General features: G+C 37.7%; 21 protein-coding genes and 5 pseudogenes. 3 read left to right on the top strand and 23 right to left on the bottom strand.

What is annotated here, in order from left to right; translation table 11 throughout:
• Nucleotides 1-48: 48 nt before the first annotated feature.
• From JFV29_RS12280 to JFV29_RS12220, 14 genes and pseudogenes are all read right to left on the bottom strand, one after another.
• Complete coding sequence (locus tag JFV29_RS12280; RefSeq protein WP_201183856.1) at nucleotides 49-1,293, bottom strand: dihydrolipoamide acetyltransferase family protein; 1,245 nt, start codon at nucleotides 1,291-1,293, stop codon at nucleotides 49-51.
• Between the two features lie 13 nt (nucleotides 1,294-1,306).
• Entirely contained in the window at nucleotides 1,307-2,365 is a 1,059-nt protein-coding gene (locus JFV29_RS12275; protein WP_056519793.1) for an alpha-ketoacid dehydrogenase subunit beta, read from the bottom strand.
• Nucleotides 2,366-2,383: 18 nt separating this feature from the next.
• Complete coding sequence (locus JFV29_RS12270) at nucleotides 2,384-3,331, bottom strand: thiamine pyrophosphate-dependent dehydrogenase E1 component subunit alpha (RefSeq protein WP_056519792.1); 948 nt, start codon at nucleotides 3,329-3,331, stop codon at nucleotides 2,384-2,386.
• 24 nt (nucleotides 3,332-3,355) lie between these two features.
• The gene (lpdA, locus tag JFV29_RS12265; RefSeq protein ID WP_201183853.1) at nucleotides 3,356-4,708 is read right to left on the bottom strand and encodes a dihydrolipoyl dehydrogenase; all 1,353 of its coding nucleotides are present in this window, start codon (nucleotides 4,706-4,708) and stop codon (nucleotides 3,356-3,358) included.
• A 9-nt stretch (nucleotides 4,709-4,717) separates the two neighbouring features.
• Nucleotides 4,718-4,909 (bottom strand): hypothetical protein, encoded by a 192-nt coding sequence (locus tag JFV29_RS12260; protein WP_201183850.1) that lies wholly within the window; start codon nucleotides 4,907-4,909, stop codon nucleotides 4,718-4,720.
• 56 nt (nucleotides 4,910-4,965) lie between these two features.
• Nucleotides 4,966-6,957 (bottom strand): sigma-54-dependent Fis family transcriptional regulator, encoded by a 1,992-nt coding sequence (locus JFV29_RS12255; protein ID WP_201183847.1) that lies wholly within the window; start codon nucleotides 6,955-6,957, stop codon nucleotides 4,966-4,968.
• A 98-nt stretch (nucleotides 6,958-7,055) separates the two neighbouring features.
• Nucleotides 7,056-7,262 carry a hypothetical protein gene (locus JFV29_RS12250; protein WP_201183843.1) on the bottom strand — a complete coding sequence of 69 codons (207 nt, stop codon included), beginning with the start codon at nucleotides 7,260-7,262 and terminating at the stop codon, nucleotides 7,056-7,058.
• A 117-nt stretch (nucleotides 7,263-7,379) separates the two neighbouring features.
• Nucleotides 7,380-7,582: pseudogene (locus JFV29_RS12245) on the bottom strand (recombinase family protein); the annotation flags it as partial.
• A gap of 240 nt (nucleotides 7,583-7,822) precedes the next feature.
• Nucleotides 7,823-8,026, bottom strand: a complete 204-nt coding sequence (locus JFV29_RS12240) for a DeoR family transcriptional regulator (protein ID WP_063597005.1) — start codon at nucleotides 8,024-8,026, stop codon at nucleotides 7,823-7,825.
• 312 nt (nucleotides 8,027-8,338) lie between these two features.
• On the bottom strand, nucleotides 8,339-8,740 hold the full coding sequence (locus JFV29_RS12235; protein ID WP_144551424.1) for a type II toxin-antitoxin system death-on-curing family toxin: 402 nt from the start codon (nucleotides 8,738-8,740) through the stop codon (nucleotides 8,339-8,341).
• A gap of 1 nt (nucleotide 8,741) precedes the next feature.
• On the bottom strand, nucleotides 8,742-8,987 hold the full coding sequence (locus JFV29_RS12230; RefSeq protein WP_048689328.1) for an AbrB/MazE/SpoVT family DNA-binding domain-containing protein: 246 nt from the start codon (nucleotides 8,985-8,987) through the stop codon (nucleotides 8,742-8,744).
• A 373-nt stretch (nucleotides 8,988-9,360) separates the two neighbouring features.
• Nucleotides 9,361-10,008 carry a BCCT family transporter gene (locus JFV29_RS31025; RefSeq protein WP_274606940.1) on the bottom strand — a complete coding sequence of 216 codons (648 nt, stop codon included), beginning with the start codon at nucleotides 10,006-10,008 and terminating at the stop codon, nucleotides 9,361-9,363.
• Nucleotides 9,933-10,745: a BCCT family transporter gene (locus JFV29_RS31020; protein WP_342366550.1), complete on the bottom strand. Its 813-nt coding sequence runs from the start codon at nucleotides 10,743-10,745 to the stop codon at nucleotides 9,933-9,935. Before JFV29_RS31020 ends, JFV29_RS31025 begins: the two co-directional genes overlap by 76 nt.
• Nucleotides 10,652-11,961: pseudogene (locus JFV29_RS12220) on the bottom strand (lyase family protein). Before JFV29_RS12220 ends, JFV29_RS31020 begins: the two are co-directional and overlap by 94 nt.
• Nucleotides 11,962-12,147: 186 nt before the next feature.
• Here JFV29_RS12220 and JFV29_RS12215 point away from each other — a divergent pair.
• A complete protein-coding gene (locus tag JFV29_RS12215; RefSeq protein WP_201183840.1) occupies nucleotides 12,148-12,543 on the top strand; it encodes a transposase in 396 nt (131 codons plus the stop codon).
• Between the two features lie 651 nt (nucleotides 12,544-13,194).
• On the opposite strand, the gene JFV29_RS12210 is transcribed toward JFV29_RS12215, so the two are convergent.
• The 7 genes and pseudogenes from JFV29_RS12210 to JFV29_RS12175 all read right to left on the bottom strand — a co-directional run bounded on the left by JFV29_RS12210 (nucleotide 13,195) and on the right by JFV29_RS12175 (nucleotide 20,559).
• Nucleotides 13,195-14,274, bottom strand: coding sequence for a Ger(x)C family spore germination protein (locus JFV29_RS12210; RefSeq protein WP_201183838.1), 1,080 nt, complete (start codon nucleotides 14,272-14,274; stop codon nucleotides 13,195-13,197).
• The gene (locus tag JFV29_RS12205) at nucleotides 14,271-15,335 is read right to left on the bottom strand and encodes a GerAB/ArcD/ProY family transporter (RefSeq protein WP_201183836.1); all 1,065 of its coding nucleotides are present in this window, start codon (nucleotides 15,333-15,335) and stop codon (nucleotides 14,271-14,273) included. Before JFV29_RS12205 ends, JFV29_RS12210 begins: the two co-directional genes overlap by 4 nt.
• Nucleotides 15,328-16,656, bottom strand: a complete 1,329-nt coding sequence (locus JFV29_RS12200) for a spore germination protein (protein ID WP_201183834.1) — start codon at nucleotides 16,654-16,656, stop codon at nucleotides 15,328-15,330. Before JFV29_RS12200 ends, JFV29_RS12205 begins: the two co-directional genes overlap by 8 nt.
• A gap of 207 nt (nucleotides 16,657-16,863) precedes the next feature.
• Nucleotides 16,864-17,497: pseudogene (locus JFV29_RS31670) on the bottom strand (methyl-accepting chemotaxis protein); the annotation flags it as partial.
• Between the two features lie 619 nt (nucleotides 17,498-18,116).
• The gene (locus JFV29_RS12185; RefSeq protein WP_056519773.1) at nucleotides 18,117-18,689 is read right to left on the bottom strand and encodes a DJ-1/PfpI family protein; all 573 of its coding nucleotides are present in this window, start codon (nucleotides 18,687-18,689) and stop codon (nucleotides 18,117-18,119) included.
• 55 nt (nucleotides 18,690-18,744) lie between these two features.
• Nucleotides 18,745-19,458 carry an iron-sulfur cluster assembly protein gene (locus JFV29_RS12180; RefSeq protein WP_201183828.1) on the bottom strand — a complete coding sequence of 238 codons (714 nt, stop codon included), beginning with the start codon at nucleotides 19,456-19,458 and terminating at the stop codon, nucleotides 18,745-18,747.
• A 75-nt stretch (nucleotides 19,459-19,533) separates the two neighbouring features.
• Nucleotides 19,534-20,559 carry an amidohydrolase family protein gene (locus tag JFV29_RS12175; protein ID WP_201183825.1) on the bottom strand — a complete coding sequence of 342 codons (1,026 nt, stop codon included), beginning with the start codon at nucleotides 20,557-20,559 and terminating at the stop codon, nucleotides 19,534-19,536.
• Nucleotides 20,560-21,082: 523 nt separating this feature from the next.
• On the opposite strand from JFV29_RS12175, the gene JFV29_RS12170 reads away from it, so the two are divergent.
• Entirely contained in the window at nucleotides 21,083-23,098 is a 2,016-nt protein-coding gene (locus tag JFV29_RS12170) for a sigma-54-dependent Fis family transcriptional regulator (protein ID WP_201183822.1), read from the top strand.
• A gap of 369 nt (nucleotides 23,099-23,467) precedes the next feature.
• Nucleotides 23,468-23,688, top strand: a pseudogene (locus JFV29_RS12165) (transposase); the annotation flags it as partial.
• A gap of 207 nt (nucleotides 23,689-23,895) precedes the next feature.
• Here JFV29_RS12165 and JFV29_RS12160 read toward each other — a convergent pair.
• A pseudogene (locus JFV29_RS12160) lies at nucleotides 23,896-24,405 on the bottom strand (oxidoreductase); the annotation flags it as partial.
• Between the two features lie 74 nt (nucleotides 24,406-24,479).
• Nucleotides 24,480-25,505, bottom strand: a complete 1,026-nt coding sequence (locus JFV29_RS12155) for an LLM class flavin-dependent oxidoreductase (RefSeq protein WP_201183820.1) — start codon at nucleotides 25,503-25,505, stop codon at nucleotides 24,480-24,482.
• Nucleotides 25,506-25,521: the final 16 nt, after the last annotated feature.

Here is a 25,521-nt window from a genome sequence, read left to right as displayed (position 1 = left end):
AACAATAGATGGCTATTCATTAACTGTTAATCTCTTTTAATACTTTTATTAGAGAACTAGTAAATATGGTGTCTCAATATATTTGACTAAGACATTTAGGAATTCTGCTGCTTGAGCACCATCTGCTATTTGATGATCGAAGGTGAGACTAAATGGAATTTTCTTAACGGATTTAACTTTGCCCTCTTCATCTAAGATTAATTCATCCTGGAAAGCCCCTACTCCTAAAATACCTGTTTCTGGTGTATTCAAAATAGGTGTAAAGTATTCAATTCCACTGGCTCCAAGGTTTGTAATGGTAAATGTTGAGCCAGTTAGTAAATCTCCGCCTGCCTGACCGTTTCTTGCTTTCGTCGATATTTCTTTTATTTCTTTTGCCAGAGTACCGATTGTTTTTTGCTGGGCATTCTTAACGACAGGGACTAACAAGCCATCGTCCAAAGAAGTTGCAATACCTAGATGAACCTCATCAAACTCTGTCAATTTGCCATCCTGGTAGTGAGAATTCATTTTCTTCAAATCTCGTAAAGCTAGAACCGTTGCTCTAGCAACCAATACAGTCAAAGTAAGTTTGACATCTAAATCAGCAGACTCAATTTCTTTCCTTAGCACTTGTTGGAAATCAATTAAACGATCAGCATTTGCCTTTCGATGTAACGTTAATTGAGCGGTTTGTCCCAAACTTCTACGCATATTGCGAGCAATCGCTTTTCGCATCGGACGCAGACCTTCACCTACGGATTCATCATTAGCAGCAGGTGTAGCTAGGGCTGCTGCAACTTGTGACTCTGCTTGATAATCGTAACCACCCGCTAGAACACGTAGGATATCTCGTTTTGTAATTCTAGCGTTTCCACCGGTGCCCTTAATTAAATCAATATCCAGATTATTTACTTTAACCATTTTTCTCGCTAATGGAGTAATGAATATCCGGTTACCTTTTACTTTTTTTCCTTCGGTTTTTTTCACTTTAGCAGGTTGATCAATAGCTTCCGCTTCTACAGGGGCTGTTGCTGTTTGCTCAACTTGTAATTCATTCGTTACAACCACTTCGTCTGCTTCTCCAATCACAGCTATTGGAGCACCGACTTCTAGTTGTTCTTCAACCTCCGCATTTTTAATGAGTAAGGTACCCGATATCGGAGCTTCAACTTCTTGGTTTAATTTTTCTGAACTGATCATTAAAACCGCTTCGCCTTCGTTAACAGGATCTCCCACTTCTTTATACCATTCAACAATGGTACCTTCAGTCATCGTCATTCCTAATTTAGGCATTACGATTGTTTCACTCATTTCGCTTCACCTCCTATTTCATTACATGTTGTTTTTTCAAGTCAGCAATTAACTCTTCTGCAACAGTCAATACTTTTTTTGCATCCGGAATATAGGCCTGTTCCAAATTAAACGCAAATGGTACCGGTGTATTTGGTGCACATACCGTTTTAATCGGACCATCTAAATAATCAAAGGCTTTATCCGCCACTACTGATGCAATATCAGTAGCTGTGTTGTTATGTGGATTTGACTCATCAATAACGATTAGTCTTCCCGTTTTCTTCACCGATTCCAACACAGTTTCTTGATCCCAAGGGGCAACCGTCCTTAAATCAATGACTTCCACTGAGATTCCATCTTTACCTAATGTTTCTGCCACTTCATGGGCTACTCGAACCATTTTACCAATCGCCACAATCGTAAGGTCCGTTCCTTCTCTTGTCACATTGGCTTTACCAATTTCAATTGTATAATATTCTTCAGGCACATCGCCTTTAATGCCATAGAGGGTTTTATCTTCCGAAAAAATGACTACGTTATCGTCTTCAATCGCTGCTAGCATCAACCCTTTTGCGTCATATGGATTGGAGGGAACGACTACTTTAACTCCCGGAATAGAACCGAACATTCCATACAAAGTTTGGGAGTGTTGGGCAGCTGCTCCTGCTCCTGCACCATGTACTGTCCGAACAGAAAGTGGGATTTTTGCTTTTCCGCCAAACATATATCGCATCTTTGCACCTTGATTTAAGATTGGATCTAAAGCAAATCCGATGAAGTCGTTAAACATCAATTCGGAAATGGGACGTAATCCTGTAGCAGCTGCACCGACTGCTGCACCAAAATAACCGTGCTCTGCGATCGGTGTGTCAATGACACGTCCGCGACCGAACTCTGTTACCATTCCTTTGGATAATCCGAAAACCCCACCAAATGCATCATCATAACGTCCATCGTCTTTGATTAAATGGTCGACTTCAGCACCGCCAGCAACATCCGTACCAATTAAGATAACAGTTTCATCTTTTCGCATTGCTTGTGTCATCGCTTCAGTAATAGCAGTCATAAAAGTTACTTGTCTTTTTGTCATTTTTCATTCCCCCTATTCTTATGCAAATATATCCGTATATAAAGTTTCTAAATCTGGTAGTGGGCTTGCTTCTGCAAAAGCAACTGCTTCTTTGATCGTTTCTTTAGCTTGTGCTTCAATACCATCCGCCTCTTCTGCTGTCATCCAACCATTTTGAACCGCTTTTTCTCTGAATTCGATAATTGGATCACGGTCTTTATTTGGATCGTTATCCGTTTTGTATTTTTGTTCGTCCCCTTCAAAGTGACCATATTTCCGGTATGTATCACATTCAATTAGGGTAGGACCGTTACCTGACTTTGCCCTTTCGATGGCTTCTTTTGTAGCATTGTAAACAGCCTCAACATCCATACCATCCACACGTACACCAGGCATATTATAAGATGATGCTCTTTCAGAAACGGTTTCAGATGCACTTGCATATCTAAATGGTGTACCTTCACCAAATTGGTTATTTTCACAAACAAAAATGACCGGTAAGTCTAAAATAGAAGCTAGATTTAGACCTTCATGGAATGTTCCTTCGTTTGACGCTCCATCACCAAAGAAGCAAACCGCGACATTGTCTTTTCCTAGAGTCTTAATGGTAAGAGCTGCACCAGCTGCTAAGCCGAAACCACCCCCAACAATTCCATTGGCACCTAGCATTCCTTTACCAACATCGGCAACATGCATGGATCCACCTTTTCCTCCGCCTAAGCCATCTTTTTTACCCATAATCTCTGCCATCATGCCTTTAATATCACAACCTTTTGCAATCGCATGTCCATGTCCACGGTGGGTACTGGTAATATAATCTTCATCATCTAATAGTGCCATTACTCCTGTTGCAACAGCCTCTTCTCCTGCATACAAATGGACAAATCCTGGAATTAAACCTTTTCCGAAAGTACGATGCACATCTTCTTCAAAAAACCTAATCTCATTCATCTTTTGATAAATCCAAAGGACTTCTTTCTTTTCCATTTATTATTCCTCCCTTTATGTTGTTTACATATGAATTGCTTGTTTAAGTAAAGCGTTTGCATTTTCTCCAATCGCTTCAGAAATGGCAGGATGGGCATGCACCATGCTTGCTAGCTCATTCATCGTACCTTCTGAGTGCTTCATGGCCAATATTTCTCCAATTAACTCTGTTGCATTCGCCCCAACAATAACGGCGCCTAGTATTTCCTCATATTGATGATCCGAGAAAATTTTGATAAAACCTTCCGTTTCCCCCATCGCAATGGCTTTCGCGTTTCCTGCAAGGTTAGATGTGGTTATTTTCACATTATAACCGGCATTCTTTGCTTGTTCTTCATTGAGACCGAACGAAGCGATTTCAGGATGTGTATAGACACATCTAGGAATTTCCGTTTGATATAAAGGTTGAGGATGATCGCCATTCATGGCATGAACCGCAATGAGCCCTTCTGCACTTGCTGCATGTGCCAATTGATAGCCTCCTACCAAATCTCCAACTGCATAAACGTGTTTTTTACTAGTTTCATAATCATCATTAACTGCCACAAACTTGTTCGATGCATCCATTTTTAGGTTAAGTTCTTGTGCCACTTCAATATTTGGTTTTCTTCCAGTTGCCACCAAAAGAGTGTCAAATGAGATTTCTTGATCCGCTAAAATGACCTTCCCTTTTTGTACTTCCTGGATTTTGGCTTTTATAATGGTTTGTATATTTTTCTTTTGCAATTGCTTTTTAATGATTTTTCGTGCGTCAAGGTCTTCAGTTAATAGAATGTCAGGAGCCACTTCGATAATGGTCACCTTTGTTCCTAGTGGGGCCATTGCAAAAGCTAACTCTATTGAAATGACCCCGCCGCCAATGATCGTCATGGACTCTGGTAGTTCCTTCAAGTCAAAGAAAGAATCGGTAGTGTGGTAGTTTATTTTATCCAAACCTTTAATAGGAGGGATAAACGGTGTGCTTCCTGTTGCTAATAAAATATCTTTACCTTTGATTTTGCCGTCTCCAATGGAAACAACTAAAGCATCCGAAATCGACGCTTCTCCAAGAAAAAGGGTAATGTTGTTTTTCTTTAACAGATGCTGAACACCACCGGTCAACGTCTGTACGACTTGATCTTTACGTTTCATTAATTTTGGAAAATCAATCGATAATTCACCGGTTTTAATGCCCCAGCTATTTGCCTTTTGAATTTCTTCAACCATTTCACTATGTCTCAATAATGCCTTTGAAGGAATGCAACCGACATTCAGACATGTTCCGCCTATTTTCTTTCTTTCGACGATCGCTACCTTCTTGCCCAATTGTGCAGCCCGAATGGCGGGAACATATCCCCCAGGTCCTGCACCAATGACAACTACATCAAATTCTTTCATTTCTTTTCATCACCTTGCTTTCGTCTTAAAGTGAAAGTTAATTACACTCATATATAATGCAAGTGGCGTGCCAACTTTTATAAAATAGATAAAAACGCTGTCATAACAATGTGGTTCCTCTTCCTTTGTATTTTCACTCATCTTTAAATTTTGTATCAATGAGACGGATTGTGTCTCACTTGTCTCACTGTCTCTAGACAAAAAATCCTCCATTTTATCCTTCTCAACTGAGAGAGGTATAAAATGGAGGGATTTTTTTAAATTTGGCTTTTTACTTTTTTGCTATTCCAATCTTCAGCAGTCAGCTGATACTGTTTGATTTTTCGATACATGGTAGCGCGAGAAATATCAAGGATTTTTGCGGCGTTTGTGACATTTCCATCCTCCTTAATCATCGCTTCAATGAGTCTTACCTTTTCGTCTTCTACTACCGGGCCTTCAAGCAATTCTGGAGGCAGATCGAATGGGGATAGGCTATTTCCTTCCATATTAAAAAGAGATTGTTGAACGACATTTTTCAATTCCCTAATATTCCCTGGCCAATGGTATTGTGTCAGGTACTGCATGGTATCTGATTGTACTACAATGTCACGTTTTCCAAATTCTCCACTCATTTTTTTTATGAAGTGATGGACCAATGCAGGGACATCGCCGATTCTTTCACGTAAAGCAGGAATTCTCAATTGGATCACATGAAGACGATACAATAGATCCTCGCGAAATTCACCTTTTTGTACAGCTTCCTTTAAATTTTTATGAGTAGCCGCAAAGACACGTACATCAAGCGGAATCAGTTTATCCCCGCCCAGTCTGGTGACCACCCTTTCTTCCAATAACCGAAGCAGGTGTACTTGCAAATTCAACGGCATATCTCCAATTTCATCAAGGAAAATCGTACCTCCCTGAGCCAATTCAAACTTTCCAGGGCTTCCTTTCGATTTAGCTCCGGTGAATGCACCTGGTTCATAACCGAATAATTCACTTTCAAGCAATCCATGTGGAACAGCTCCACAGTTAATCGCTACAAAAGGTTTATTACTACGATTGCTCGCTTGATGGATCGACTGTGCAAAAAGCTCTTTACCCGTCCCTGTTTCACCTGAGAGAAAAAGAGTGGAATCAATTAACGATGCTTTTCGTGCTTTTTTTACGACATCTGTAAATTCCTTTGAGGAACCTATCATATCGTCAAAACTATAGCGGGTTGTATTAGAATGGGTTGAACGAGTTATTGTAGGCTTTTGCGATATTAATGTGGGGGATTCCGTATTTTTTCTAAAAAATATAACAGCCCCCAAATTTTCAGTCTGGAAAGTGACAGGATAAATGGAGCAAATGAATTTTTGCTTATTTTTATCCATACTTACTTCTTCTCTCAGAATTTGCTGTCCATTTTGCAAAACAAAATCTATGAGACTATCTAATTTAGGGATATTTTTAAGGGTTTGAATATTGCTTAGAATGGAATGTGATCTAGCAGCATCATTTTTATCCACAATACTTTTACCGCCATTCACAATAAATACAGCATCTTCTACACCTTCCAAAGCAGTGTTTAAAAATAAATGATTACTCAAAGCATATTTAAAAAAATAATGATTAATAGACTTAGAAATATTTTTCGCTTCTGAAACGATGTACTTAATCTTTTGTGAATTCATCTGAATTTCGTATCCTGCAATATTCATAATTCCAAGCAGTTCATTTGTAAACGGGTACAAAATAGGGAAAGCTACACAAAACCAATCATGATGTTTTTCACAATAATGTTCCGAAAACAAAACTTGGGAGAACTGTTTCTTTTTTAGCACAAGCCCAACCGCATTTGTTCCTGCCGATTGCTCACTCCAAGTTCCACCATTAAAAATATTTATCTTCTCCGCCTTTTTCAAAACATTCCTTTCACCGCTTGAATATAAAACAGTACCGTGATTATCTGCAATGGAAAGCATCGTTTTAGATTCAATTAAAATATCGGATAATTTATTTATTTTTGGTGTAGCATAAGAAAGTAATTCTTCATTTTTCTCGAGTCGATCTTTCAATTCGTTCTCGTTAATAATTTCTTGAATTCTGTTTTGAAAAGGACTGATGCCTAGTTTCTTTGAATTCTCCCAGGAATCAATGATGTCATCACGTACGCCATCACCAGTATATTGTCCCAACTCCTGGAATCGTTTCCAAAGTTGATTAATAGAAGGATTATAATCTATGGGTCCAACTAACTCTCTTGTAAGTTTATGTTTCATTTAAATGCCCTCCATAACATAAATTTGCTAATTCTTCACATAATTTTTTTACTTCTTCTATTTGGTCCAAGATATTATTATTCACTTTTCTCAAATTATCATATAAAGCAAAAATACCCGCAAATGAAAGGGCTAGTATCTGTTAATTCTTTCTCTCTTTCTGCAGATGTCAGTGTCTCATTTTCTCCCGAAATTTCTTCTTCTTTCGGCTCGATACCTATATTCAAATCAATTTGTTTAGGCTCATCAACACTTTCTTTAACTTTTGTCTCCTCTTTCTTTGCCTTTTCCAGGCTCTTTCTCAATGTATCGAATCTGCTAGTTTCTTAGATTTCACTTCAAGTCTAAATTCTCTTTCTTCATCCGATGAAAGCATATTCTCCTCCGTTCAGTTATTTAATTACCTTGAATCCTACAAGCATTCGGCTAATACGGTCTAATTTATAGACAACCACAGTATCTCCCTCGCGTAACACTTTTAGAGCTCATCCAACTGAGGACGATTTCTTCTCTTTCCTGATTCCTTTTCTTCAAAAATCTGGTCAACTCCAAAATGATTTAAAGAATCAAGTTGTAACGACAATGATTGATCTTGTGTACTAACGCGTGCATATCCAAAATTCAACATAATTACCCTTTCTGAATCCTTCAACTATACCAAAAAGGGGTATGAAACGTATGCTCAGAAATGGAGATGTTCAATTGGCCAATGAGTTAGTTAGGATCGTAAAATCTTTTTTACTTTAAATTTCACGAGTGAAAAGTAAGGTTGTTGTTCCGTATATAAAGGGTGTCTCCATTTTCTACAAATTCGGATGCCCGCTTTGCAATACTTCTTTTTTCATTTTCATTCGTACTTTAACGATTAATGTAGCTTGTCTCTAAGTTTGCTTTGTTTAGAATTGCGCCCCATGGACTTTGCGAACAAGCCCTTTTCCTCCAACTCATATAAATCTTTTCGTATTGTTTCTCGCGTTACGTTTAACTCTCTGCTGAGTTCCAAAATTTTGACTGTTTTAAATTCATGTAGTTGTTTCATGATTTCACTTTGTCTATCTTGTGGAAGCATTTCTCCACCTCCAAATTTTATTCTATTTACATTATAGAACAAGTCAAAGACTCTTCGCCTGTCCATTCAATTGCACTAACAGCGCCAATTACCACAAATTTTTATAAGTATACATAGTCATGAGATTAAAAGGGGGAACAAGTCATCCAGACGACTTGCTCCCCCACTTTTTCAATAATTACTTATTTTATTCAAAAAAACCAGCATGAATTTGCTGCATATCTCCATCTTTATATTTTCCAATGTTATAAATCCAAACTTCGGTAAAGAAGACCAAATAGCTTAAATCCTCCATGAATCTCTCGAACCCTTTTATAAAGCCTTTATGTTCTCTTGGATGATTCTTGCGATAGCATTAAAATCATACTTATGGTTGACGACATCTACAACAAAATCCTGTTCTTCTTCTATTCCCATTAGCCATTGATAATGATTGATCTTTAGAAACATAATAAGGGAAGCGAGTGCTGTCCTCTTGTTTGCGTTGTGGAAAGCATGATTTTTAGAAATGGATTCGAATAAGGCTGCAGCCTTTTCATGAATAGATGGGTAAGCATCATTCTCGAAAACAGTTTGTCTGGGTCTGTTCACTGCAGAATCAAGGAGGCCGGGATCTTTCACCCCGATTTGTTCAGTAGGAGAATATACTTTTATTTGAATGGCATTGATAGCAATAATTTGATTGGTGGAAAGATAGATAATATCCAATGTCATATTACCTATCCACCAATCCCTTGAATGCTTCGTCATGTTCTTTTATAACATCTGATAACATTTCCATAAATTCCGCATCTACACCTTTAGGTAATTTCACATTTTTATTTTTCCTTAAAATGATTTCTTCACCCTTGAACTCAACCTCTAATTCGTCACCAAAAGCTAAATTTGCAGTTTTCAACATTTCAACTGGAAACGTAATACCCAAGCTATTTCCGACTTTAGTTAATTTCCTAATGGCCATTATTCATTCCTCCTTCAAAAGAAAATTATAATTGTTATTACTATTATAACATTGGTCTTTATGGTTTATACTACTTTTATCTGGTATCTGTTATTTTTTTGATTACATAAAAAAACTTGCAGATTTAGACCCTAAATGGGACCTTATTCTACAAGCTGAACAACCTCCATTATCCCAGCAATTCTAATATAAAATGGTACAGCCAATATTATATTATCTTATGAGCAAGTAATGATCATGTTACCTTAGGTTGGACCAGCTGCCCAAGCTACAGTTTATCTAATGGTTAAATCAATTATCTAATTATATATACGCAAGAAAACCAGAGCAGAATATATGCCCCGGTTCTCTTACTCCTTTATTCTTTAGCTGATTATATAACTTCACTTTTTTTCTCTACATCGATTAAGTCTTGGTCTTCTACGATTTCCTTTTGATCACTAACATCATATTTTGCAGGGGATTTTGCAATTTTGAAGAGCGCAATCAATACACCGAGCTCTAATATCAGAGCCGGGACACCACCAAGATTAGAGAGCATTTTAATTCCGTCTATTTGCGCAAAACTGATCATCATCCATGAAACAAAACTTACGGTTATTCCCCAAGTAGCATTGATTAATATTCCCGGTTCAGGACTTTTTGGGGAGATACCAGTCGAACTGATGCCACCCATTGCCGCGGTATTTGCATCCGCTCCCGAAACAAATGAAAGGAAAACAATGAATAGATAAAAAGGAATAACAATTTGAGCAAAAGGAAGCGCTTCGAATACAGCATATAAAACCAATTCAGGACCACTGTTATTCAAAACTCCTGCGAGTGCTCCCCCTTCCATTTGCATTTGAATGGATGTTCCACTAAAAATCGTCATCCAAATGCCACCGAATATCGCCGGCAAAATAAAGTTAACAAGGATTACGGTTTTTACTGTATATCCATAAGCTATTGAAATAAAGCCGTAATTGCTGCCCATGAAAACCAGTTTGCCCAATAAAATGTTGTCCACCATCGAGGCCATTGATCTCCAGCAGCAGATCCTGTAAACAAACTCTTCTCAAAAAAGTGTGTTAAGTAGTAACCTAACGATTCTGTTCCTAAATTCAGCATATAAGAAGTCGGACCAGCAATAAAAAGGAATAACGCAACGGCATAGAACGCTTTAACGTTAATATTAGATAAAATTCGGATTCCTTTTGTCAATCCACTTGATGCAGAAACAATAAAGATTGCTGTTCCGACAAGTGTAATAATTCCCCAAACAACCGGTGTACTTTCAATTCCGGTCAAACTTTTGATTCCGCCAGCTAGACTCATCGTACTCGTACCCATCGAAGCTGCCATACCCAATGCCAATGTATATAAGCAGACTGCATCAATCACCTGTCCGCTTTTCCCGTCTAATTTCTTACCTAGAACAGGTGATAATGTAGACGATAAGCTAAATGGTTTACGCATATTATAATAAGTAAAAGCAAAAACAATAATTGGTACACAATATATAGCATAAGGTGTAATTGTCCAATGAAGGTACATCGTTGACATGGCAAAGATGGCCGCGGCTGGACTATTTGGGTCAATTCCCAAAGATTCCGGCGGCGCTGATACATGGTATACAGGCTCAACAATTCCCCAGAATGTTAAACCAGAGGCAATGGTTGTGGTTAAAGTGATTGCAACCAGTTTTTGAAACTTAAGATGGGTTTTGCATTTGCACCGCCAATTTTTCCTAGTGGAGAAAAGTAAGTAGCAATGCACGCTATTACCATTAGTAATCCGCTTATACTAAACACCCCTCCATTGACAGTAGTCCCATTTATACAAAGCATCGTGAACTTTGGCAGCATGATTGATAACATGTTCATGGCATCTAAGATATTAACTCCCGCTGCACCTTCGAATACATTCAAATCTAATTCACCATGTTCTAATGCAGCCTGAACGACACGATCACAACCTAACACTTGAAAACAACATTGAATGAGTGTTTCCGGTATTACCGGATTTATTTTCCCCGGGAAAAACGATGAACCTGCTTGTACTGCTGGTAGTACAATTTCACCAAACCCTGCTTCTGGTCCTGATGACAGTAATCGTAAATCTTTAGCGAATTTAATCAAACAAGATGCAAGCTGTTTTAGTTCACTTGACAAATCCGCTAAATCGTCCATATTTTGAGCAGCATCAAATAAATTTTCCCGATGATGAAGCAGCAGTCCTGATGCTTCACTTAACTTCATAACAATCACATCTCGATAACTGTCTGATGCACCAACACCAGAGCCAATAACCGTTCCTCCCAGATTGATAGCGTGCAGTTGTTCAACGGACTTTTCCATATGCTTGAGACGGCGCTCCAACATCGCTGCATAACCACTAAATTTTTCACCTAATCCAACACGCATGGCATCTGTAAACATGTTCTGGAAATAGTTGTTATATCACCAAATTCACTTGCTTTAAACGCCACTTTTTCTATAAGATCATTCATTTCTTGTCTTAATAATTGAAAACTTGAAATTATCGCCATCCGGATCGCTGTGTGACAAACATCTGAAGTAGATTGAGATGCATTTACATGCTCTGTTGGATGAATGGGTGTATACCCGCCTTTTTCCACGCCAAAAGCCGCATTAGCAAAATTGGCAATCACTTCATTGACGTTCATATTTGTTCCGATCCCACCGCCGCCGTGTAATACATCAATTAAAAACTGATCTCCATTTGCTCCAGATAAAAGTTGATTACAAGCAGAAGATATCTGTTCACCCACTTCTTTTGATAACACTTTAGCTTCAACATTTGCAGCAACAGCTGATTTTTTTACAATCAAAAGTGCTTTCACATAAAGTGGGTATTGCTGAAGCGTTCGATTTGAAAACGACAAATTTTCAATTGTTCGTACTGTGTTAATTCCATAAAGAGCCTCTTTAGGAATTGCACCCTTGCCGATTGCATCCTCTTCTACTCTCATATTGTTCAACACACTTCACCTTCTTCGTACACAAATTAAAACTTAAGATAAACAGTTTTGATTTGTAAAAATTCTTCAAATCCATGTTTTCCATCGTCGCCGCCAATACCCGATTGTTTCCAACCTGCGTGATATTTGTGTGGAAAAAGGCAACGATGAAATTTGAGGAGAAGCTGTAAGAGAAAATTGACGAGACATACCAACCGATTCAGGTCATCACAAATAAAGAAGATTACGAACTCTTTTGAAACAGAATTTGAAGCCTTGATTCTCTATAATACATTTTTAACGGAACAAAAACGGAGTTACAAAAAAGATATTCGTCATGCGAGTAACTGGATATATGATGAACACAAGGATGAATACATTTGTCCAAATAACCGTAAGGTTTTATTTAAACGTTATTCGACCCGCACAGATAAAAATGGCTTCACGCGTGAATTTAAAATTTATGAATGCGAGGACTGTTCAGATTGCCCATTGAAATCGCGTTGCTCAAAGGCAGCAGGAAATCGTCAGGTGCATTATAACCCGATTTATGAAGAACTAAAAACGAAAGCAAAAGTGAACCTTTGGTCTTAATCAAATGCACAAATCTACACTCGACGAAAAAATCGAGGTTGAGAGTGTTTTTGGTCACATCAAGGGCAATAGGTCGTTCCGTCGATTTTCGCTTCGGGGAAAGTCCAACCCGAGTTTGACATCGTAGGCCATGGCTCAGAATCTACTGAAGGTAGCTGGCTTTCGCCAGTTACTTACAATGAATAATTATAAAACTAGAAAAACAGGTGAAGAAAAACGAATCGTTTTTCTTCACCTGTTTTATTTTAGGGACTTATTAGACAGCCCCTTTTCTCAATATTAGTATTCTCATTCATAGAAGCACAATTATAGAAAGCTCGGGCAGAATACTTACAATCAAGGTTTAACTAATAAAACTGTAAAATGAGTAGGTGATAAAAAGTCTGGATGTCCTTTCTTGATTTCATGTGTTTATTGGGAAGTTTATAATTTCTACCGTTTTTGAATAATTCCTTATTTTCTCAAAATGCCTAATAATCAACAAGAACTAAAGTATTCACTATTTCTTAAAAGGTTATAAGTATATATACTGTCTGAAGTAGAGCGTAAACTGTAGTATTTCCACTTCAAAGTACACCATGATGCATGGGGCTCTTGATAATGATCATTTTAAAATTAAAACCTATCCATTTTTTGTATGATATCCAAAATCTATTTGTCAATTATAGTCTTGATATTTCCCTCGTTTTGTATAGTAGTATGAATGGTAAGCTTCATTTCTAGATTGGGATAATATTTCTTTCGCCAGTCCTTCAATTCCTCATAAGGAATTTTATTTCTGTAGTATTGTCCCAAACCGAAGACATCTGTTTCTTGCTTTTGAAATCGTTTCAGCATTCCATCAAAACGATTTGCCATTACCTTTTCCAGCTCTTTTTTAATTATTGCATTGGAAACTTTTCCTCTTCTCTCTTGAATAACTACATTTAAACGAATCGTTGAGAACATATATGGAATATGATTTCTTAGTTCTCCTTTATGAAAACCTGTATTTCCAACAATCATGATGGTTGCATGTTCCATTACTTCTACCCTTCCCTTCATACTGTTCCCATGAAAGGCATTAAAAAGGAGGGTTTCTTTAGGATCCATTTTAGAAACGATTTTTCCTCTTTTCATCACTGCAGAACCTACATATGTAACTGGGGTGTTTTCCCCTGATTTGACCATAGGAATTGCTACATTTTGAGTATAGGAATTAAGAGCTCGATAAACATGCCATAGACGTGTTAAAGATATTTGTGGGGTCCAACCTGCATATTTCTCAAAAAAGTCATAAAGATTTATCCCTTTTTCTAGATTTTTTTTGAGTGTTAAGAAAAAAGCATCTATATTATCATCACATATTGCGATTAATGTTTTTGAAGATATTTCACGAATTCTCATAAACGTGTTAATCGGTTCTTCCATCCCTCCTTCTTCTACTAATTTTCTATCAAATATGATTATCCTTATGTGCAATAAGTCTACACTGCTTTCCATATTAGTTCTAATGTCCTCTACTGCCTTTAAAATGGTTAATCCTGTTCCTTTGACAATTGTCTGTTTCTGAACACCCTCTGAAGAAATAGGAATTTGAAGTAAGACTCTGAATTTTTCTCCCTCTTTAGTAATTCCCATTGCAATCGGAAAGGCTCGATGATTAATGTCTTTAATATCCCAGCAACCACTTAATGGCATCAATATACATAGAATAAGCACTAGTTTAAAACAAATCATAATACTTCTCATGATAGTCTTTTTCTCCTTACACCGATTAGGAATATAATTAAAGGGAGTACGATTAAAATATAAAATCGGAAAGCAGTATTCCACCATAGCAACTTCTCAGTCTCTTGCCAACTAGGAATACATAAGCAAATGATAAAAATGCTAACAGATAGGGCTACAATATGATATTTTTGCTTTAATCCCGGGAAATATTGACTCATTATTATAGAGGACTGCCATAAAAGTAAGGAAGTAAGCAACATGATAAAGGTAACTAGGCTTAACGCAAAAAACAAGGTAGCCCTGTCAAATATAAGCCATTGAAGCTGAACTTTATCCAATGTGGTTATAAAGGGAAAAAGCAGCGTACTAGCCGTTTCATTTCCAAAGGTTAAAAGAGGTAAATAAACGGATAAGAAAAAAAATGGGATAAGCAAAAAGACTGCAATCATAATTTTTTTAGAGTTATACGATATTTTTTTAGGAAGAAAACCTAAAAATGAAAAAACAATGGCGAAAGAAAAAAAACTTGTATAATAGGGAGGTTGTCGAAAAAAAGTAAAGTCGGTATCCATAATCGGAAAGGCATTATGCCAATCAATGTCTTGAAAGCAAATCGAAAGCATAAGTAAGATTAACGGAAAAAAGATACAGAATATTAATAAGGCTGTACGTAAGATGGTTTCGATTCCTTTTACGGCGATATAAGTTGAAATAAGAATCATTAATGTAATAATTGCCCATGTAGGAGTATTCGCTAAAAAGATAATGCTGGTCACTTCTGCATAGGCGCTAACAAGTTCAATAGTAGTTATGACTAAGTAAAGAAGAACAGGAAAAAGTAATGTGAAAGAAAAAGCTTTACCAAAGATCTCTAAAATACTAATAATATTCTGTTGGGGAAAATAAGATAGGCCCTTTAGGTAAAGCCATAAAAATAGAATAAATATGACACATTGAATTAAAATCGGTTCCCAGTGACCTTTTTGTGTGCTGGCAATAATTCTTTCCGGATAAATGAAAAAAATAAGACCAAAATGAGACATTAACCCCATGCATATAACCTGAAGGCTTTTATCCAATTTCCCCTCTCCTCTTAGCTAAACTAGTGTATGGAATTCCAAATATCTCTCGACTTGCAAAGTAAGCGCTTATGAATACCAGACCGGATAATATGCCCAACACGCCATAGATTGAAGCAAAAATAACAACTACATATTTAAGTAAGCGCAGGATTAAGGCATTTTGAAACCCTACAACGCTTGAATTCGCAATCGAGGTTGCTGCTACAATGATAATTAAAAGGTTGCTTACCAGCTTTGCGTCTACTACTGCTTGTCCGATGACAATTCCCCCTACCATTGTTACCGTTGGACCGATACTGAGCGGAAGCCTAATACTCGCTTCAATAATTAACTCTAAAATAAGGAGCATAATTGTAATTTCAACAAAAGGGGGATAGGGTATTCCCGCCCTGCTCTGAGCAATCGATAGAGCCAATTCAATTTTTAATATCTCAGGATTTACAGCAACAAGGGCCACATAGAGAGCTGGAAATATAAGGGTAACCAAAGCGCCAAGTACACGTGAAAATCGGATGGCGCTCATAATTGGGTAAGCATAGTTACGGTCATTCGCCTGGGCGAACATATCCCATAATAAATGTGGCAAGATAAGCGCAAAGGGATAACCGTCAACGAAAATAATGACCTTTCCTTTGTTTAAACCATCTACTGCTTCCAATGGCATTTCTGTGTTATTAAACTGAGGGATAACCTCCCATTTCCGCACACCCATAAAACGATAAAGATGCTGAAGGTAGAGAATATTTGTGTGTTGATTCATTTCAATATGTGAAATGATCTTTTTGATCACACCTTTATCTGCTCGGTCATTCAAATAAACTATTGATAAATTCTTTTTTTGATCACTTCCTACCGTATAGGTTTTAACTGAGAGCTGAGCAGAGCAAACTTTTTTTCTCACTATTCCTATATTTGTTGACATATCTTCAATAAAAGAATCTAAAGGACCTTGTAATACGTTTTCATTAGCCGGCGGTTCAATTGACCGAGTCAATTCTTTGGGAAGTGGTTCAAATTGCAACATTATATTTTTTTCTTTTGAGTAAACAATGAGTTTACCCTGAAGAATGGACTCTATTGCTTCTTCACTATTTATTTCAACACCTTTTTTGTTGAAAAAAGTTCTTTTTACTTTTATTGAATGAATCACTTCACTGGTATCCATATCTTTTTTTAATATTTCTTTTGTTTTTATAAGGTTAACTATTGAATGTAAACCAAGTAAAAGGACTGCTTCACCATCCAAAATAAACGGTTCTATGAAAAAGTCTTCTGCATCTTTAAAAGCCTCATTTATTTCTACTATTATTGAGTTCATGACTTCTCATCTTCCCTTTCAAATTCTTCCATTATTTCTTATTTCATTTTCCCCCTTTGCTTGTCATTTATACAAATACCAAGCTAGGTAAAATATGACGTCTGAGATATGTTTTTTAAAGCCACAACCACATATTCGCATGTGCACATTTCTTTAGAGATAGTTCATTCAGAAAAGGAGGGGTAACGCTTCGGGGCATTTTTTTATTTAAGCTTTGAAACGAGAAATCATCTCCTGCAATTCCTCCGACAATCTGGACAAGGAAATTGTTGCATTTGAAACCTCCTCAATTGAGGCCAATTGCTGCTTCCTAGCAGCAGCTGCTGTTTCAGTACCAGATAGCGTTTCCTGTGACCCTGCAGCAATTATTTCTATGGTTTGCTGTAGTTCTTCAAAACCATTCTTTATAAACTGGGTAGAGGCTGCCACTTCTTGAATCTGAATGTTACCTGCTCAATTAAAATTAAAATTTCTTCAAAGTTTGTTACTGTTTCTTCAGAATGCTTTTTTCCAGAGTCTACGTTTTCTCTTACAATTTGAATATTATTAACGGTCTCGTTTGATTCAATTTGGATGATTGAAACAAGCTTATGGATATTATTTGCAGATTGTTTGGTTTGATTGGCTAATTTTCTAACCTCTTCTGCAACAACTGAGAATCCTTTTCCATGCTCCCCGGCTCTAGCAGCCTCAATTGCAGCGTTTAATGCAAGGTCTGACCTGAAATATCAGTAATTAGAGTGGAGATTTCTTTAATTTTTGTCGCGCTAAATACTAATGGGGTGACTCCTTTATCCGCCATGTCAACAGACAGATTGATAGATTTCATCTGCTCGAGCATTCAGCTGCTGCCAAACGCTGCGCCGATAATGCATTGAACCGATTTTTCAAGAGGCAATCGGATTGCACAACAGCATGGTTCTTGGCACCCGCCAGAGCTTGAACACGTTTTCCATTAGCTGTACCCTGTTGGTAATCTTGGTCTGCCCCTTGTGCTTTCCAGATGGTTTCTTTTAAATTTAAACCTGCTTTTTACGATTTGGAGAGGGTGTTGATAGTCTCTGAGGTCGCAGACCTCTGCGAAATGCCAATCCCTTTATTTTTCGCAACCTATCTCACTTTATAGAATTAATACGACATAGTTAAATCGTTATATAAATAAGTCGTGCGACCCAATCCATTTTCAGGACCATTTCTGGATATGTGATATTTCCTACCCATACATAAGCCAACAGCAGCCATTCTGGTTAATTACTCTTTGATATAGATCAACGAACATGCCTGTCATTTGAATGAGGGATTATGTTCAATAAAGTGGAAGCCGTTTTAATAAATTCAGCCATAAATATTGTCCAATTTAAAAAGGATTGCCAGTGGCAACCCTTTTTTCTAAATATTAGTATTCTCACTCATATTAGCTTGAAAATAATGGAGGAAATGTTTCAGTCCTTTTGACTTAATTAAACAGAAGCTTCTTTTTTAACATTTAGTAATTTAAAGAATTCTTTCATAAAACCTGGGAGATCTGGCCAAGCATGCCCTGACACGATATTGCCATCAACATGAAGCATTTCTTCCACGTATGTAGCTCCTGCAGCTTCTATTTCGGGTCTACATGCCGTATAAGCTGTCATCTCCCTGCCCTTTATATATTCTCTTATCGTTGTTAATACCAGTTGTCCGTGACAGATAACTCCAAGTGGTTTATTTTCTTTTAAAAAATGGGCGGTTATATCTTGTACTTTTTTATTCATACGAATATATTCAGGAGCACGGCCCCCAGGAATAATAAGTGCGTCATAATCAGTAGGTTCAATCTCATCAACCGAGGCATGAGATTCAATTTTATATCCCCATTTTTCTGTAAACGTTTCCATTTCAGGCAAAAAATCATGAACAACTGTCTGGAGACTTTTTTTCACAGGTGAGGCAATTGTGCAATTAATATTTTCTTCGATACATCTATAATATGGATAAAATACTTCCAATGCCTCTACAGCGTCACCAGTTATAATAAGAACGTTCTTACTCATTTTTCATCACATTCCTTTTCTGAAATTTTTTTAAAATTCATAAGCATCCTTAAAATTATATTTTCGTCAATGTACTTTCATCAGCGGAAGGCAAATTATATCGAGCCTCTAATAAACCGCGACAATAATGAGCATTAAACTCCATATTCATTCGTGATCCTTTGGCACCTCGCAGATAATCATCAAACCCTTCTTCAGTTATCTCTTTATCTTCAGGAGTGGTTATGGCTAAGAGATTTAAGTAATTCGACGTTTTTTTCTTTTCCAGGTATTTTTCTCTAAGTAACTTCCCTTCTACAGATAAAGGCAGTTCATAAAGCTCTTGGATCGATAAATTGATGATTTCTTTCTTTGACATGCCATTTTGAAGTAAATATCTTATAAGTTTCTCTTGCCTTGCATAGAAAGCTTTTATCTGGAAAGTCTTACGTAATTCATCAAGATCTCCATCAGATAAACTACTAAAGGATTCGCTAAAGGATTTACCTGAAGTTGCTCCTTGGTTGATTTCATCCGAAGCACAGTGATCTAATAAAGTTACTTTAACTTCATTTACCCAGTCTAATTCAGCCACATACTTCAGTATATCTTCGGCCATGATATATGCGAAGTTAGGTGAACACCAGTAAGTTGGTAATCGAAAAACTACTTCGACATCGTTTTCTTTTATTACCGTGTGATCGATAAATCCTAATTCAGTTAAAGGCCGATCCAATTCTGGATCATAAACTTTATCAAGCATGCTATAAACCTGTTTTTCTTTGTTCATAAAGTTCGATACACCTCTCTTTTTCAATGATTGAGGCAAAACTTTAACATGACTCAACTGGTCTATTGATTGAGATTAAACCATTATATGTGAAGCTAATTCACATTTTTGCAACTTCGCTTTTTGAGCCTCGATATCAATATTATAGAGTCTGGCTGCATTACCGCCTAAAATTTTCTTTTTAACATTCAAATCAAAAGTTACGCCTGTTTCCTGTTGGATATCTTCAGGAAGCTCAAAATCTACGAACTTTTCGATAAGCCATTTTGGTTCCCATATTCCATAATCACTCCCAAAAAGGATGCGATCCTCATCCAGCCAGTACAATAACTCACTTATGATTTCTGCAAAATAGCGAGGACGTTGATGGATAAGTGATATGGCTACAGCTAATCCCCCGTATACATTTTTCTCTTGTGTTGCAATCCAACAAAAATCTTCCAGCCTAGGCAACCCAACATGCTCTACGATAAAATTCAGTTCTGGAAAAGTACTTGCAGCATCATCAACGTCAGCTACATCAAAAGCATCGCGATTAAGCGGTGTGACCGTTGGGCCTTTATGGATATGAATATTTTTTATTCCCAGATCAAGGCATTTTTGCAGATAACGCTGAGACCACGGATCAGTCAGCTTATATCCTTTAGAATCGCCATACCAATCAGCTGTATAAAGTTTTATACCTTGCCAACCGTATTTCAATTTCATCGCTTCTAGATTTTCTAACCCGCGCTCACCATGTCGAGGATCAAGTGTCCCATTACATATAAAACGATTTGGATATTTTTTTGAAAGGGCATCATTTACATCAAAATCTCCAAACCCGTTTTTGTAAAACTCCTTAAGATATACCGGTTGAAAAATAGCCATATCAGCATATCCTTTTACAATGACATCCTGTACCAACGTTTCAGAGCCATATTTCTCAAATTTTTCCCTTGGCCAAAAATATTCTTCAGGACTCAAATTCTTATGATAATCATAGAAACAACTAATAAACTGTTCACCATGTATGTTTAGCTGGTTTTCCTTGCTTCCATCCCAAATTGCCACATGAGAATCAATAACAAAAATTTCTTCCCCGCTTTTCGTTTTATACAACATTATCACCCCTTCAAGTTTTGTCTTTCTCTTTACTTCATTGCAAATACTGTGCCAAAACTTCCTTCTTTACTATCAAAAATTATTAAATTTTTCTTTAATACAAGCAAGAGTGCCTCTATTCCAATATTTATCAGGCTCTAAATAATTGGAAATTTGGAATGATAACTATAGATTTAAATAAAAATATTGAAAGTTCTGTATTTTTATTCTAATGACATATGGTGCATAAAGCGACACTGTATCTAAAAGTGACGATCGTAATTAAGCAAAGTGCGACACACCTTACTTATAAGTTTGATTAAATATAGAATAGTAGATTATATTTGAGAGTGGGACAGCATAGAGGAGATTAACAATATTGATAATTCAGATAATTGGTATATAATATGTGTAACTATATTTCTAACGTGATAGAGAACTTATTATTATCAATCACTTAAAAGTATTGTAAGCGTTTACTGAAAGGTCAGGGTGATTTCAGAAACATGGCACGTACTTACATTAAAAGGAAGGTACCGGTATGAAGAACCCATATATTTCGTTGGATTTTTCCTCTTCACCGAAAACTGAAAAAGATAGAATCGAAAGAGCCTGGGAGAATTTTATATCAGGCCAAAATTTAGTATCTGAAGTGAGATCCTTAACTTATCAATCTTGGGAGCGCTCTATTCGTCATGGAGTACACCCCACCAAAGGGAGAGCCCCACTGGTTCTGTCACAAGATGAAATACAAGAATATCAAACAACCCACACTTTCTTTTCTATTTCAGAATCCCTTCTACCAAAACTTAAAGAATCAGCAATAGATTCAGGTCACTTAATTGTGATTTGTAATCATAAAGGAGAATTATTATATCTAGATGGAGATGCCTCTCTTAAAAAGAAAGCCGAAAATATGAATTTTACAGCAGGGACTTCATGGTCAGAGAGCTATGTAGGGACAAATGCTATGGGCACTTCTTTGGCTACAGGAGTCCCTATGCAAGTCTTCGCGGGAGAACATTTTTGCCAACCTGTTCACAATTGGGTATGCTCAGCCTCGCCGATTAAAGATCCTGCAACACAAAAGGTTCTTGGAGCGGTCAACTTAACGGGTATTTGGGACGTGGTACATCCCCTCTCTCTATCCGCTGTTGTTTCTATCACTCAAACAATCGAAGAAAAGCTCCTAAGCCGGCTCAAATTTGAGCACTTTTTGCTACTTGAACATTATATTGAAACAACTCGTAAAAACCCCAGTAAAATAGTGGCTGTGCTCGATAATGGACATCAAGTCATTAAAGCCTCCACCCCATGGTATGACAAAGGTTGGATTGATTACAATAACCGATTAATAAATTCGTTATCAGATTGCAGTGGCACAGAAGGCATGAAAGAAGGCTGGATTTTTGAGTCAGTCCCTTTCTATCATCAAGGATTCCCTATTGGTTTTATGATACATGCGATTTCAAAAGTCAAACCTTTAAATAAAACGGGGTTTAGTACAAAGTACTCCTTCACAAATATGATTGGGAAATCTCCGGAATTCCAATCTGTTATCGATGAGGCGCATACAATGGCTAATCTGGATTTACCCGTTTTAATTGAGGGAGAGAGCGGTACTGGAAAAGAATTATTCGCCCAATCCATACACGCTTATAGCCATCGATCTGAAGCTGCTTTTGTAGCTGTTAATTGCGGGGCAATTCCAAAAGAACTCGCAGCAAGCGAATTATTCGGTTATGAGGAAGGCACTTTTACAGGAAGTATAAAAGGTGGCCGTGCCGGAAAATTCCAACAGGCTGAAGGAGGAACCATTTTTTTAGATGAAGTTGGCGAGATGCCACTAGATATACAGACCATGTTTTTGCGCGTGCTTGAAGAAGGAGAAATTGTACGAATGGGTGGAAGAGAACCGATAAAATTAAATGTACGGGTAATTGCCGCAACAAATTGTAATTTAAAAAAAGCCTGCGAGGAAGGCGCTTTTCGTAAAGACCTTTACTACAGACTTAATATCCTTTCCTTGCAAGTCCCCCCACTGCGCGAAAGAACAGGGGATGTCCCCTTATTATTAAACCATTTTTTGACAAAAACTTGTGCAGAAATTAGGAGACCACCACTTAAAATAGGCGACCAAGACTTGTTTGTCTTAGAGCAGTATGAATGGCCTGGGAATGTACGTGAATTAAGGAATTTTGCCTACAAAGTGGCCATAAAGGCAAATGGCAATGTAATCACAAACAGTGATTTCCCAAAAGAAATCGGACTAACTAAAAGGATAATAAATTATTCAGCGACAGATCATTCACATCAAAAATTGAATAATAAAGAACAGCCATTAATACTTACTAATCCTTCCTCATCCCAAGAAGAATCAGTGAATTATCCAACCTCTTTAAAGCAGCAAGAATTGCATATGATTCTTATGGTACTTAATGAGGCAAATGGCAATGTTACAGCGGCTGCTAAAAAACTTGGTATTCATAGAAGCACAATTTATAGAAAGCTCGGGCAAAAAACTAAAAATGAAGGTTTATCTAATAACAATGGATAATGAAAAGCCTGGATATCCTTTCTTGATTTCAGTGTGTTTATTGGGAAAATTATAAGTTCTGCCGTTTTTAATTCCTTATTTCACAAAGGATCTGATAATTAAAAATCATCAGTATAGTTAACACTATTTCTTAAAGGGAAAAAGTATATATATTTTCTGAAGTAAATGATGAACTGTAGAGTTTCCACTTCAAAGAGCACCATGATACTGAACTGCACCTCCAATTGTTAGACAACATCTAACAATTGGAGGTGCAGTTTTTTGACTAAATATATGATAGACGAAAAATCAAATGTAGTTTTAGAGTACTTAGAAGGGAAAAAATCCTATAAATCCATTGCTCAAGAAAGAAATGTAGGTTTATCCCCTACACAAAGCATGTCCCGCAAAGGAAATTGTCTCGATAATGCGGTCATTGAAAACTTCTTTGGCTTATTAAAATCCGAATTACTCTATCTTCAAGAATTTGAAAGCATGGAGCATTTCAAACAAGAACTAGAATAATCTATTACTACAATCATCAACGAATCAAGGTAAAATTAAAAGGCATGAGCCCGGTAGATTACCGGGTTCATGCCCTCAAGGCAGCCTTAGTAAATAAAGTGTCTAACTTTTTGGGTTCACTTCATACATGGAGCTGTTTATATAATTATTTTCTTCAAAAATTAAAACCTATTGCCTTCCTTGGCAAACGCGACGGCAATTGCTTTTCCAATACCTCTACTGCCGCCTGTCACGAGTGCCGTTTTATCTTTTAATCCCAGGTTCACTTTAGATCCAATCCTTTCTATGGGCGGCACACGCTCATGGATCATAACAACTCGGGATGTCTGATTGTTATCATCACGGATTGATCCGTTCCAAAAGCCGCCGACAGAATTATGGAGATAATCCAGGTCCTGGTCCGCTAACTTGTCCACCAATTCCAACGTTTCTTCCATGGTGATGCCAGGATTCTCTCTTTCTTCAGGCCATAACCGATAGCCGATGATAAAAGGTTTTGTTGCATGGTCTAAAACTGCTTTTTTAACAGCGTCAACTACAGCAAGCGGGAAGGACATACGTTTTTCCAGCGTTCCACCCAACTTGTCAGTTCTGCGATTTGAGTGTGGAGAAAAGAACTGCTGAATCAAATACGTATTAGCACCATGGATTTCAACTCCATCATACCCAGCTTCGATTGCTATTCTGGTTGCTTCACCAACTGCTTTAATAATTTCATCGATTTCGTCTGCTGTCATTTCCCGAGGTACCACGGCATCGTCCCGTTCCGCTGCTACCGCACTCGGAGCAATTGGTTGACGATCGAGCATTTTTATTCTATGAAAAAAAATTTTAGAGATACATTAAAAGCTTGCCATAAGGATCGGCCAGTTTTGACCTATTTTAGCTGAGTAATTTCTGCCAATATTTCATAGGAATGGAGGCGGGCCTTATGATCGTAAACCTGGGTGATTGCCATGATTTCATCGGCTTGACTTTCATCCATAAACTTTTCCAGCTTTTCTTTTACGATTTGAGGACTGCCAACAATCGAAGTTCCTAATTGATTCTCAAGGGCAGCTATTTCATAGTCGCTCGCTATATCATTAATATTATCCACTGGCGGCTGCAATGGGACTTCCTTCCCGCGCATCAAATTCAAGAACTGCTGCTGCAATGTTGTAGCGAGCCGCTCAGCTTCTTGATCTGTGTCGGCCGCAATGATGTTTAGCCCTACCATTGCATGCGGCTTGTCCAGTACTTTAGAAGGCTTAAACGAACGGCGGTACAGCTGGATGGCCGGCAGTGTGTTATGCGGCGAGAAATGGCTCGCAAATGCAAACGGCAGTCCAAGCTCTCCTGCCAGCTGGGCACTATATCCGCTTGAACCTAACAGCCAAATAGGTATGTTTAATCCCTCACCCGGAATTGCTTTAACATGACTATATCCTTGTGCCAGGGAAGGGTCAAAGTAATTCCGGAGCTCAGCCAGCTGCTCAGGGAAATCTTCTCCTGAACTTCTCAAGTCACGTCTTAATGCACGTGCGGTAAGCTGATCAGTGCCTGGTGCACGGCCCAAGCCAAGATCAATACGTCCTGGATATAATGATTCCAGAGTACCAAATTGCTCAGCAATAACAAGAGGTGCATGATTCGGCAGCATAATGCCGCCTGAACCTACCCGGATTTTTGATGTACCTGCTGCAACATGGGAAATGACTACCGATGTTGCAGAGCTAGCGATAAATGGCATATTATGATGCTCAGCGAGCCAATATCGGTTATACCCCAGCTTTTCAGCGAGCCGGGCCAGCTCCAAAGTATTGCGAAAAGAATCAGCCGGCGTACTTCCATCTGCAATTGGAGAGAGATCCAGGACCGAGAATGGAATATCCGTAATTTGTTTTGTATCATTTTCAGGCATTTGCTCATCTTCTTTC

It is taken from the genome of Peribacillus sp. TH16 (assembly GCF_016651095.1).
GTDB lineage: Bacteria > Bacillota > Bacilli > Bacillales > DSM-1321 > Peribacillus > Peribacillus butanolivorans.
The sequence above is the reverse complement of the archived record's forward strand: the minus strand, read 5'-3'. Positions and strand labels throughout refer to the sequence as shown.